Raw genomic sequence first — 12,168 nt, 5'->3', positions numbered from 1 at the left:
GTGCCCAAACCACAATAACCAGGAGAAAAACCCCGTGTTCCAGAACGTTGACGCCTATGCCGGCGATCCCATTCTGTCGCTGATGGAAAAATTCAAACAAGACCCGCGCGCGCACAAGGTGAACCTGAGTATCGGCCTGTACTACGATGCGCAGGGCATCATCCCGCAGATGCGGGCGGTCGCCGCGGCGGAAGCGCAGTTGAACAGCGTCGAGCACGGCGCTTCGGTATACCTGCCGATGGAAGGGCTGCAACCCTACCGTTCCGCCATCCAGCAACTGCTGTTCGGCGCGCAGCACCCGATGCTGCAGCAGGGGCGCATCGCCACCATTCAGACCGTCGGCGGTTCCGGCGCGCTGAAAGTGGGTGCCGACTTCCTGAAAAGCTACTTCCCGGATTCGCAGGTGTGGGTCAGCGATCCGACCTGGGAAAACCACGTCGCCATCTTCAGCGGCGCCGGCTTCAAGGTGAATACCTACCCGTATTTCGACAGCGAAAGCCTGGGCGTGAAGTTCGATGCCATGCTCGCTGCGCTGAAACAGTTGCCGAAGCACAGCATCGCGCTGCTGCATCCGTGCTGTCACAACCCGACCGGTTCCGACCTGACCCCCGCCCAGTGGGACGAAGTGGTCAAGGTGATCGCCGAGCGTGAAATCATTCCATTCCTCGACATCGCCTATCAGGGCTTCGGCGGCGGCATGGATCAGGACGCCTACGCCATTCGCGCCATCGCGGCGGCCGGTTTGCCGTGCCTGGTGAGCAACTCGTTCTCGAAGATCTTCTCGCTGTATGGCGAGCGCGTCGGCGGCCTGTCGGTGGTGTGCGAAAGTGAAGAGGCGGCCGGGCGCGTGCTGGGCCAGCTGAAGGCCACCGTGCGCCGCAACTACTCGAGCCCGCCGAACTTCGGCGCGCAGCTGGTGGCCAGAGTGCTGAACGACGCCCAACTGAAAACCCAATGGCTGGACGAAGTGGAAAGCATGCGCACCCGCATTCTCGAGATGCGCCACGCGCTGGTTGACACCCTGAAGAGCGCGCTGCCACAGCGCAACTTCGATTACCTGCTGGCGCAGCGCGGTATGTTCAGCTACACCGGTTTCAGCGCGGCGCAGGTCGATCGCCTGCGTGAAGAGTTCGGCGTCTACCTGATCCACAGCGGCCGCATGTGCGTGGCCGGCCTGAACCACAACAACGTGCGTCAGGTGGCCGAGGCGTTTGCCGCGGTGCAGTAACGCCTGTTAGTCTGAACGGCGTTCATCGGGGAGCGATAGCGATATCGCTCCTTTTTTATTGCCGGCGCGCCGCCGAAGTTGCCGCAAACCGGAGAGAGAATATACTGATTGAGGGGCGCTCACTCATGTGGCATCAGCAAACGCTAATCCTCAGCGCAAAAGCGCGTGGCTTTCATCTGGTTACCGACGAGATCACCGACCAGTTAACCCACTTACACCGCCTGCAAACCGGCCTGCTGCATTTGTTGCTGCAGCATACCTCGGCCTCGCTGACGCTCAACGAGAACTGCGATCCCACGGTGCGAGCCGATATGGAGCAGCATTTTCTGCGTCAGGTGCCGGAAAATGCACCCTATCAGCATGACTACGAAGGGCCGGACGACATGCCGGCGCACATCAAATCCTCGCTGCTGGGCGCTTCCTTGACGCTGCCCGTCGGGCACGGGCGGCTGATGTTGGGCACATGGCAGGGCATCTGGCTGGGGGAGCACCGCATCCACGGCGGAGCACGCCGTATTGTGGCCACTTTACAGGGGGAATAACCCAATGAATAACAGCGCATTGCTGGAGTACTGCATGGCGAAGCCGGGCGCGGAGCAGAGCGACCAGAACCAGTGGCAGGCCAGCCAAATCAAGGTGGGCGACGTGATGTTCGCCATGGTGTGCGAGGTGCAGGGGCGGCCGGCGCTGGCGGTCAAGTCCAGCCCGGAGCTGGCGGAAAGCCTGCGTGAACACCATCCGGAGATCGTCGCCTGCGACGGCCTGAACAAGGCGCACTGGAATACGGTATTTCTTGATGGCAACCTGCCGAACTCGCAGTTTTACATGTTGATCGACAGCTCCTATCAGCTGGTGGTGGAAGGCCTGCCCGAACACGTGCGCCAGGAACTGCGCGCCTGATTGCCGGGCGGCGGCGCCGCCCACTTTCTCCCCATTTTCGTTTGAAATTGTGATCGTTATTTTAAATTGGGAACGTTCCCTTTTTATTGCCGCACCAAAGCGGCTACGCTTGGCAGGCAAAAAATGCGGATGGATAAGGAGACCGAGATGGCCATCAGCGAAGAAAAGCGCAAGATGATCGCCGGGGAACTGTACGACGCCGGCGACGAACTGCTGCGCAGTGAACGCCGGCGCGCGCGCCAGCTGACGCATCGTTATAACCACTCCTCGCCGGAAGAGGGCGAGCAGCGCAAACAGTGGCTGGGTGAACTGCTGGGCCGCTATCAGGGCGGCACTATCGAGCCGGCGTTCCGCTGTGACTACGGCTATAACATTTATCTCGGCAAGCGCTTTTACGCCAACTTCGACTGCGTGATCCTCGACGTGTGCGAGGTGCATATCGGTGACAACTGCCTGCTGGCGCCGGGCGTGCATATCTACACCGCCACCCATCCGCTGGATGCCGAGACCCGCCTCGGCGGGGCGGAGTTCGGCAAGCCGGTCAGGATTGGCGACAACGTGTGGATCGGCGGGCGGGCGGTGATCAACCCGGGCGTGACCATCGGCGACAATGCGGTAGTGGCCTCCGGCACCGTGGTGACCAAAGACGTGCCGGCCAACTGCGTGGTGGGCGGCAACCCGGCCAGGATCCTCAAGCAGTTATAAAAAAACGGGCGCCGCCGGGCGCCCGCTGTCATCAGACACGCAGCGAGTCGATATCCACCACGAAGCGGTACTTCACGTCGCTTTTCAGCATGCGTTCATAGGCTTCATTAATCTGCTGCATCGGGATCAGTTCGATATCCGAGGTGATGCCGTGTTGGCCGCAGAAATCCAGCATCTCCTGGGTTTCCTCAATGCCGCCGATCAGCGAACCGGCGATGCGGCGGCGCTTCATGATCAGATTGAATACCTGCGGTGACGGGTGATCGTGCTCCGGCGCGCCGACCAGCGTCAGGGTGCCGTCGCGGCGCAGCAGGTTGAGGAACGGGTTCAGATCGTGTTGAGCCGCCACCGTGTTGAGGATGAAGTCAAAGCTGTTGGCGTGCTGCGCCATCTCCTCCGGGTTGCGCGAAATCACCACTTCATGCGCGCCGAGGCGCTTGGCGTCTTCGATTTTCGACGGTGAAGTGGTGAACAGCACTACGTGTGCACCCATCGCCCGCGCCAGTTTGACGCCCATGTGCCCCAGCCCGCCGAGGCCGACGATGCCGACCTTTTTGCCCGGGCCCGCGCCCCACTGGCGCAGCGGCGAGTAGGTGGTGATACCGGCGCACAGCAGCGGCGCGACCCCGGCCGGATCGAGATTTTCCGGCACTCGCAGCACGAAGTCCTGATCCACCACCAGATCGGTGGAGTAGCCGCCGTAGGTCACGGCGCCGGTCTGGCGATCCTGGCCGTTATAGGTGCCGGTAAAGCCGTTCTCGCAGTACTGCTCCAGCCCCTCTTCGCAGCTCGGGCAATGGCGGCAGGAATCCACCATGCAGCCGACGCCGACCAGGTCGCCAACCCGGTAGCGCGAGACGTGGCCGCCGACGGCGCTGACGCGACCGACGATTTCGTGGCCCGGCACCACCGGATACATCGTATTGCTCCATTCGTTGCGCGCCTGGTGCAGATCCGAATGGCACACGCCACAGAACAGCACCTGGATTTGCACATCGTGGTCGCGCAGGGCGCGCGGTGGGTAATCGAAAGGCACCAGCGCAGACTTCGCGTCATGCGCGGCATAGGCATGGGTAATGTTCATGGTCGCTCCAGTTATCAATGTATGGGGGACAACGCTTGGCCGGCAGCGGAATGCCGGTGAGACGCGGCCTGAATCAGACTGGGTGGCCGCCGAGGGAACATTGATGATAAAAGCGGTGAGCGCGGAGGGAAATGCCTGAAAATGTCGAAATCTTGCCTGTTTCTGTTTGATTGCAGCGAAACGGGTCAGCGTGCGGGCCGCCTGAGCGACGGCCCGCACGCGGGTGGCATTACTTGTCCAGCAGCGGTTTCAGGAAGCGCGCGGTGTGTGACTTCTCACAACCGGCGACCGTTTCCGGCGTGCCGGCGACCAGGATCTCGCCGCCGCCGCTGCCGCCTTCCGGCCCCAGATCGACGATCCAGTCGGCGGTCTTGATCACGTCCAGGTTATGCTCGATGACCACGATGGTGTTGCCCTGATCGCGCAGCTGATGCAGCACGGCCAACAGCTGTTGAATATCGGCGAAGTGCAGGCCGGTGGTCGGTTCGTCGAGGATATACAGCGTCTGGCCGGTACCGCGCTTCGACAGCTCGCGCGCCAGTTTGACGCGCTGCGCCTCACCGCCGGAGAGCGTCGTGGCCGACTGGCCGAGGCGGATGTAGGACAGGCCGACGTCCATCAGGGTTTGCAGCTTGCGCGCCAGCGCCGGCACCGCGTCGAAGAACTCGCGTGCTTCTTCGATGGTCATCTCCAGCACTTCGTGGATGCTCTTGCCTTTGTACTTCACTTCCAGCGTTTCGCGGTTATAGCGCTTGCCCTTGCACTGGTCGCACGGCACGTAGATGTCCGGCAGGAAGTGCATCTCGACCTTGATCACCCCGTCGCCCTGGCAGGCTTCGCAGCGCCCGCCCTTGACGTTGAAGCTGAAGCGGCCCGGTGTATAACCGCGGCTGCGCGACTCCGGCACGCCGGCGAACAGCTCGCGCACCGGGGTGAAGATACCGGTGTAGGTGGCCGGGTTGGAGCGCGGCGTACGGCCGATCGGGCTCTGATCGATGTCGATCACCTTGTCGAAATGTTCCAGGCCGGTCACTTCGCGGAACGGCGCCGGTTCGGCGATGGTGGCACCGTTGAGCTGGCGCTGGGCGATCGGGAACAGCGTATCGTTGATCAGCGTCGATTTGCCGGAGCCGGAAACGCCGGTGATGCAGGTAAACAGACCGACCGGCAGCGCCAGCGTCACGTCCTTCAGGTTGTTGCCGCGCGCGCCGCTCAGCTTCAGCACCTTGGTCGGATCGGCCTGCACGCGTTGCGCCGGAATGGCGATCTCGCGCTTGCCGCTGAGGAACTGGCCGGTCAATGACTCCGGTTGCGCCATGATGTCGTCGACGGTACCTTCCGCCACCACCTGGCCGCCGTGCACGCCGGCGCCGGGGCCGATATCGATCACGTGGTCGGCGGCGCGGATAGCGTCTTCGTCATGCTCCACCACGATCACCGTGTTGCCGAGGTTGCGCAAGTGGATCAGCGTTTCCAGCAGGCGCTCGTTATCGCGCTGGTGCAGGCCGATCGACGGCTCATCCAGCACGTACATCACGCCCACCAGGCCGGCACCGATCTGGCTGGCCAGACGGATGCGCTGCGCTTCGCCACCGGAGAGCGTCTCCGCCGAGCGGGACAGCGACAGGTAGTTCAGGCCGACGTTCACCAGGAATTTCAGGCGATCGCCGATCTCTTTCAGCACTTTCTCGGCGATCTTGGCGCGCTGGCCGCTGAGCTTCATGTTCTGGAAGAAGGTCATCGCATGGCCGATGCTCAGATCGGAGATCTCCGGCAGCGTGGTGTCTTCGACGAACACGTTGCGCGCTTCTTCGCGCAGGCGGGTGCCGTGGCACGAGGCGCAAGGGCGGTTGCTGATGAACTTCGCCAGCTCTTCGCGCACCGCGCTGGATTCGGTCTCTTTGTAGCGGCGCTCCATATTGTGCAGCACGCCTTCGAACGGATGGCGGCGCACGGTGGTGTCACCGCGATCGTTGATGTATTTGAATTCGATCGATTCTTTGCCGGAACCGCTCAGCACCGCCTTCTGCACGTTGGCGCTCAGGGTATTGAACGGCGCCTCCACGTCGAACTCATAGTGCTCCGCCAGCGAGCGCAGCATTTGGAAGTAGTAGAAGTTGCGGCGATCCCAGCCGCGGATCGCGCCGCCGGCCAGCGACAGCTCGGGGTTTTGCACCACGCGATCCGGATCGAAGAACTGCTGCACGCCCAGGCCGTCGCAGGTCGGGCAGGCGCCGGCCGGGTTGTTGAAGGAAAACAGGCGCGGTTCCAGTTCGCGCATGCTGTAGCCGCAGATCGGGCAGGCGAAGTTGGCGGAGAACAGCAGCTCGTCCGCTTTCTCGTCGTCCATGTCCGCCACCACCGCGGTGCCGCCGGACAGCTCCAGCGCGGTTTCGAACGATTCCGCCAGGCGTTGCGCCATGTCGTCGCGCACCTTGAAGCGATCGACCACCACTTCGATGGTGTGTTTCTTTTGCAGCTCCAGCTTCGGCGGATCGGACAGATCGCACACTTCGCCGTCGATGCGCGCGCGGATATAGCCCTGGGTGGCCAGGTTTTCCAGCGTTTTGGTGTGCTCGCCCTTGCGGTCTTTCACCACCGGCGCCAGCAGCATCAGGCGTTTGCCTTGCGGTTGGCTCAGCACGTTGTCGACCATCTGGCTGACGGTTTGCGCCGCCAGCGGCACATGGTGATCCGGGCAGCGCGGTTCGCCGACGCGGGCGAACAGCAGGCGCAGGTAGTCGTGGATCTCGGTGATGGTGCCGACCGTGGATCGCGGGTTGTGCGAGGTGGATTTCTGTTCGATGGAGATGGCCGGCGACAGGCCTTCGATATGATCGACGTCCGGTTTTTCCATCAGCGACAAGAACTGGCGCGCATAGGCGGAGAGCGATTCGACGTAGCGCCGCTGCCCTTCGGCATACAGCGTATCGAAAGCCAGCGAGGACTTACCGGAGCCGGACAGGCCGGTGACGACGATCAGTTTGTCACGCGGGATGATCAGGTTGATGTTTTTCAGATTATGGGTTCGAGCACCACGAACTTCGATATTGTCCATTTACACTTCCCGTCTTGATGATACACCGCGCATGTCGCGATTTTTGCGGGGGATTTTGTGATGGATCTCGCAAAAAACCGGCACAGCCTGGTCGAAACGCATAATTATGACACAAAAAAACCTGAATGAATATCCAGTATGCGAATGCAACAAGGTCGATAGAAAAGACAATTCTGGAATGCAATTCGCACTTATCAACACGGGTGTGGTTTCGTACTCAGCGTGGTAAACTGACGCGTTTATACTGTGTAGAAATCAATCATCGGGAGAAGGCTCATGGCCAGCAGAGGCGTAAACAAAGTAATTCTGGTCGGGAATCTGGGTCAGGATCCAGAAGTCCGTTACATGCCGAACGGCGGCGCAGTGGCCAACATTACCCTGGCGACCTCCGAAAGCTGGCGTGACAAGGCGACCGGCGAACAGAAAGAAAAGACCGAGTGGCACCGCGTCGTGCTGTTCGGCAAACTGGCTGAAGTAGCGGGCGAATACCTGCGCAAAGGTTCTCAGGTCTACATCGAAGGCTCCCTGCAAACCCGTAAATGGCAGGATCAGAGCGGCCAAGAGCGCTACACCACCGAGGTCGTGGTTAACGTCGGCGGCACCATGCAGATGCTGGGCGGCCGTCAGGGCGGCGGCGCACCGGCCGGTCAATCTGCCGGCGGCCAGGGCGGTTGGGGCCAGCCTCAGCAGCCACAGGGCGGCAACCAGTTCAGCGGCGGCCAGCAGCAGTCTCGCCCGGCGCAGAACAGCGCACCGGCGACCAGCAACGAACCGCCAATGGATTTCGACGACGACATCCCGTTCTGATATCCGGTTGTTTGCAGCCAAACAAAAAAAGCCCCGAAAGGGGCTTTTTGTTTTTGCAGCATCAGAGTTCTGGCGATGAAGCCAACAATTGCCGGGCGGCATTCAATACGTTGGCCCGTTTTTCGTTTTTTCGCATCACCAGATAGACGTCGATGTTCAATCTTTCATTCATTTGTGCATCCAGATGGCGATAGCACAAACCCGCCCGGGTGGAGACGCACATCGATTGCGGCATCAGCGCCATGCCTTTTCCCCGGGCGATGCTGGCCAACATGATCAGAGAATCGTCGGGTTCCGCTTTGCGCTTCAGGACAAAGGGCAGCGATTGCAGGACATCTTCGCATTTGTCATAAAAACCCGGGTTTGCGCTGCGGGAGAACCAGTAAAGCGGCAGGTCGACAACGTCATGCAACGACACGGTGTCTTTAATGCTGGCGGGATGCGATGAAGGCAGCGCTAACATGAGCGGTTCTCGATACAACCAACAAAACTCAAAGTCTTCTTCGCCGTTGGGTACTTTCTCACCGACCAGCGCGATATCAAGATTCCCGCGTGCCAGGATCTGTAGCAGCTGCTTCGATGTCTGTTGGTGAGCAGAGATTTTATCGGTATCGATGAGCTTTTCCAAGCGGGCGTTGATGGTCGGTATCAGGCTGAAATCCAGCGTGCGCGTGACGCCGATTTTCAGCGTACCGCTTTCGACATTGAGCCGCTGAACCAAATGAGAAAGCTGGTTAATGAGTTGTTTAGCCTGCTCTTCCAGTTTGATCCCCGCTTCAGTTAAATGCACCTGATGAGTGTCGCGCGTAAAGAGCGGGCAGCCAATCACGTCTTCAAGGCACTGAATCTGCCGGGTCAGCGGCGGTTGCGTCATCCTCATTCTCTCGGCTGCCCGGCGAAAGTTCAGCTCGTGCGCGACGGCGATAAAGCACTGCAATTGCTTAATGGTGGGTAATTTTTCGTTGAAAATCGTCAATGACGGGCTCCGGCGTTATTTGGCCTTTCGCTGGCGGGTGAAAAATGTGGGCGATAGCAAACAAAATCAACACTCAACGTGTCGGGGATCGCGGTATTCCATTTTTTGTATCAGGTTACCGGAACGATTGTTATATAGCCATAATGTTAGTGATACAAAAGTTGTATTACAAAACTAACAATTCTCTCATGCCATGAGCTTGCTATTGTGAGGTCTCTGAATGCCCCGGTGTAGGTTTATGTTTTCTTTATTACACCTTGCCCGCAGAAAGATCATGTAGACAGCCGCAATTAAAATGGCCGACGGCTTTATTTCGGTGAAATAAGGCTATTTAAGCCGCGCTGACTGGAAAAAGAATGATGAGCATAAAGTGAATAATATTATCGAAGAAAGAATGTCCCCCTCTCCCTGTCCATTGTAGTGCACCGTTGGACAAAACAATCTTTGCGAAAGAGGCTCGGCGCTGATGTCATTCTTCGTGCCCAACGGTTGTTGGTCGCGAAAGAGGGGCATTGAGCGGGAGATCGGCGAGCCGCAAACTATCGGGCAGCTAAGCTGCGGACGTTATTGTCATTTAGCCAACGCCATCATATCGATTTGGCCAACGATTTTGCCTATGGCAACGGCCTTTCAGATATTCCGATGTTTATCGCGCCGGGAAATTCCGTTTACATAGGCGAACATTCAAACCTGGCGGAATAGGCGCGTCTGCATCAATGAAATATTCCCCAATTAATTGAGGATGCGATGAAAAACTTATCAAACGATAGCCAGCCATTGAGTATTAAAACCTGGCTGGCATTGGTGATATTGGCCCTGTCCACGTTCACCATTGTTACCACCGAATTAGCGCCGATTGGCCTGCTGACGCCAATGGCCGAAGGTTTGCATCAGTCGGAATCGATGATCGGCCTGACGGTCACTTTGTATGCGTGGGTTGGCGCGATCAGCGCGCTGTTGTCTTCGCTGTTTCTGGGCAACTGGCCAAAGAGGCCGCTGTTGCTGACGTTGACGTTGATCATCCTGGTGTCCAACAGCCTGTGTGCCATGGTCGAAAATTACCACTGGCTGCTGGCTGCCCGTGTGATCGGCGCTCTGGCGCACGGTGCATTTTGGGCGATGATCGGTGCTACGGCGGTATCGCTGGTGCCGGCAAGGTTTATCGGGTTGGCCACGTCCATCGTGTTTGGCGGCGTCTCTGCGGCCAGCGTGTTCGGCGTGCCGCTTTCGAACTACATCGGGCTGAACGTCGGCTGGCGGCTCGCCTTTTGGCTGATGTCTCTGCTGAGTGCGATTGCGCTGGCGGGAATTGCGTTGGCGGTGCCGAAGGTGAAAGCCAGCAGCGCTCTGGGCTTCGAGGCACTGGCGCGCGTACTGCGTTCGGACGCACTGTGGCGCATTTACGGCGCGACACTGCTGGCTATCACGGCGCATTTCGCCGCATTCACCTTTATTGAACCCTGGTTGCACAGCGTCGGGGCCGTCACTTCCGGCATGATCCCGGTGATGCTGTTCGTCTTTGGTATCGCCGGTCTGGCGGGCAACTTTGTCACCGGCATGTTTATCGACAAATGGTTGAAACCGATGGTGGTGTTGTCTGTTGTGCTGATCGCCGCAACGCTGCTTACCCTGGGCCAGATGGGGGGCGACCTGACAGGCGCTGAAATCCTGACGTTGGTGATTGTCTGGGGTCTGGCGGTTTCCGGTATCTTCGTCGGTTTCCAAACCTGGGTGCTGCGCCTTGCCGGTGAGAATGCGTTTCCCGCTTCGGCGATTTATGTCTCTTTCTTTAATGGCGCTATCGGCTGCGGCGCATTGGCGGGGGCATGGTTGGTGTCGGTGTACAGCATTCCAGCGCTGTTGATGTTTGCCGGTATCGCCATTGCACTCTCGTTGCTGCTGATTGCGATGATTCCTGTTAAAGCTGAACACGTGGATGAGCCGGCGGGTGAAACGTCATGAGAGGCGCTGACGTAACATGGGGAATTGAGGAAGTCTGGCATTGGCTGTAATGACAAGAGAATTTCAGCGTTGTCGATTCAAAAAAGGTATCGAGAGTGGCGTTAATGTGATTAAGCCGAATAATACCTCCTCATTTAATCCTGTTATTTCTATAAAAAGCCCCGAAAGGGGCTTTTTGCATTTCAGGAGTGATTACGCCGAGAAGCCGCCGTCGATGCTCAGGCTGGCGCCGGTGATGTAACCTGCCTGCGGGCCGGCCAGGTAGGCGACGAAGCCGGCAATCTCTTCATCTTTGCCGTAGCGGCCGATCGCCATCAGCTGCTTGAGCTGATCGGCGAATTCACCGGCGTCCGGGTTCATTTCGGTGTCGACCGGGCCGGGCTGTACGTTATTGACGGTGATGCCGCGTGGGCCGAGATCGCGCGCCATGCCTTTGGTCAACCCGACCAGCGCCGACTTGCTCATCGAGTACACCGCCGCGCCGCCGAACGGTACGCGATCGGCATTGGTGCTGCCGATGTGGATGATACGGCCGCCGTCATTCATGTGGCGCGCCGCTTCCTGGCTGGCGACGAACACGCTGCGCACGTTGACCGCCAGCATGCGATCCAGGTCTTCCAACGCCAGTTCCTCGGTGCTGCCCAGGGTAAATACCCCGGCGTTGTTCACCAGAATATCCAGGTTGCCGAAGCGGCTCACGGCCTGACGCACCGCCTGTTGCAGTGCCGCCGCATCGGCGCTGTCGGCCTTGATGGCGAGGGCGTTGCCGCCGGCGGCGGTAATGGCGCTCGCCACCGCTTCGGCGCGATCGGCCGAGGCGGCGTAGGTAAAGGCGACGGCGGCGCCGTCGCTCGCTAATCGTTTAACGATGGCGGCACCGATGCCGCGAGAGCCGCCCTGAACGAACGCGACTTTGCCTTGCAGAGGGAGTGCTGTGGTCATGTTATTTCTCCGAATGGATGAAGGTCAGCGGTTGTCTTCAGTATCGGTGAAATACCTCATGGTCACAGTGCACAAAGAGCGGTAGCCGCCAACAACGAGAAAAGCCCCTTGCGGGACTTCTTTCTTCCGTCGATTGGCTGTTCGACGATCAGTTGAAAATTTCTGCGGTACCGTACAGTTTGTTCTGACCGCCGGCGGCGACGATGCGGTATGAGCTGGCGCCCGATGCGGCGGCTTTGCTGGCCAGTTCGCTTTCCAGCGCGCTCAGGTTGGTGGCGCCGCTAACGGAGACTACGCCGATTTTCTGTGCGTCTGCGGTTGGCTGGCTGGAAGGCAGGTCAGCGGCGAAGGTAGCGAAAGAAGCGGTAGCCAGCAGTGCAGCGGTAGCAAAAATTTTGATGTTTTTCATGATGTGTTCCTCAGAGTATTTATTGAATAAGAGTCCGTTGTCTCTCGATGTGGTAAATACTAGTGCGCCAGGCTGGAATAAAAAATCGGAGAGTTTT

At 59.2% G+C, this 12,168-nt stretch carries 11 protein-coding genes; 6 read left to right on the top strand and 5 right to left on the bottom strand.

Features of this window, described 5'->3' with window-relative positions; all coding sequences use genetic code 11:
• Window positions 1–34 precede the first annotated feature (34 nt).
• The 4 genes from BHU62_RS11280 to maa all read left to right on the top strand — a co-directional run bounded on the left by BHU62_RS11280 (window position 35) and on the right by maa (window position 2,833).
• The gene (locus BHU62_RS11280; protein WP_073532089.1) at window positions 35–1,228 is read left to right on the top strand and encodes an amino acid aminotransferase; all 1,194 of its coding nucleotides are present in this window, start codon (window positions 35–37) and stop codon (window positions 1,226–1,228) included.
• A 125-nt stretch (window positions 1,229–1,353) separates the two neighbouring features.
• Window positions 1,354–1,770 (top strand): secondary thiamine-phosphate synthase enzyme YjbQ, encoded by a 417-nt coding sequence (locus tag BHU62_RS11275; RefSeq protein WP_073532088.1) that lies wholly within the window; start codon window positions 1,354–1,356, stop codon window positions 1,768–1,770.
• A 4-nt stretch (window positions 1,771–1,774) separates the two neighbouring features.
• Window positions 1,775–2,128 (top strand): MmcQ/YjbR family DNA-binding protein, encoded by a 354-nt coding sequence (locus tag BHU62_RS11270; RefSeq protein WP_073532087.1) that lies wholly within the window; start codon window positions 1,775–1,777, stop codon window positions 2,126–2,128.
• A 147-nt stretch (window positions 2,129–2,275) separates the two neighbouring features.
• Window positions 2,276–2,833, top strand: a complete 558-nt coding sequence (gene maa, locus BHU62_RS11265) for a maltose O-acetyltransferase (protein WP_073532086.1) — start codon at window positions 2,276–2,278, stop codon at window positions 2,831–2,833.
• Between the two features lie 31 nt (window positions 2,834–2,864).
• Here maa and BHU62_RS11260 read toward each other — a convergent pair whose 3' ends face one another.
• Together BHU62_RS11260 and uvrA are read right to left on the bottom strand one after the other, a co-directional pair.
• The gene (locus BHU62_RS11260; protein ID WP_073532085.1) at window positions 2,865–3,917 is read right to left on the bottom strand and encodes an NAD(P)-dependent alcohol dehydrogenase; all 1,053 of its coding nucleotides are present in this window, start codon (window positions 3,915–3,917) and stop codon (window positions 2,865–2,867) included.
• A 229-nt stretch (window positions 3,918–4,146) separates the two neighbouring features.
• Window positions 4,147–6,975, bottom strand: a complete 2,829-nt coding sequence (gene uvrA, locus BHU62_RS11255) for an excinuclease ABC subunit UvrA (RefSeq protein ID WP_073532084.1) — start codon at window positions 6,973–6,975, stop codon at window positions 4,147–4,149.
• Window positions 6,976–7,251: 276 nt separating this feature from the next.
• On the opposite strand from uvrA, the gene ssb1 reads away from it, so the two are divergent.
• Window positions 7,252–7,782, top strand: coding sequence for a single-stranded DNA-binding protein SSB1 (gene ssb1 / locus BHU62_RS11250; protein ID WP_073532083.1), 531 nt, complete (start codon window positions 7,252–7,254; stop codon window positions 7,780–7,782).
• Window positions 7,783–7,843: 61 nt separating this feature from the next.
• On the opposite strand, the gene BHU62_RS11245 is transcribed toward ssb1, so the two are convergent.
• On the bottom strand, window positions 7,844–8,758 hold the full coding sequence (locus BHU62_RS11245; protein WP_073532082.1) for a LysR family transcriptional regulator: 915 nt from the start codon (window positions 8,756–8,758) through the stop codon (window positions 7,844–7,846).
• 747 nt (window positions 8,759–9,505) lie between these two features.
• Here BHU62_RS11245 and BHU62_RS11240 point away from each other — a divergent pair.
• On the top strand, window positions 9,506–10,720 hold the full coding sequence (locus BHU62_RS11240; RefSeq protein ID WP_073532081.1) for an MFS transporter: 1,215 nt from the start codon (window positions 9,506–9,508) through the stop codon (window positions 10,718–10,720).
• A 192-nt stretch (window positions 10,721–10,912) separates the two neighbouring features.
• Here BHU62_RS11240 and BHU62_RS11235 read toward each other — a convergent pair whose 3' ends face one another.
• Together BHU62_RS11235 and bhsA are read right to left on the bottom strand one after the other, a co-directional pair.
• Complete coding sequence (locus tag BHU62_RS11235) at window positions 10,913–11,662, bottom strand: 3-oxoacyl-ACP reductase family protein (RefSeq protein ID WP_073532080.1); 750 nt, start codon at window positions 11,660–11,662, stop codon at window positions 10,913–10,915.
• Between the two features lie 148 nt (window positions 11,663–11,810).
• Complete coding sequence (gene bhsA / locus BHU62_RS11230; RefSeq protein ID WP_073532079.1) at window positions 11,811–12,071, bottom strand: multiple stress resistance protein BhsA; 261 nt, start codon at window positions 12,069–12,071, stop codon at window positions 11,811–11,813.
• Window positions 12,072–12,168 lie beyond the last annotated feature (97 nt).

Source organism: Serratia marcescens, from assembly GCF_001902635.1.
GTDB lineage: Bacteria > Pseudomonadota > Gammaproteobacteria > Enterobacterales > Enterobacteriaceae > Serratia > Serratia marcescens_F.
The sequence above is the reverse complement of the archived record's forward strand: the minus strand, read 5'-3'. Positions and strand labels throughout refer to the sequence as shown.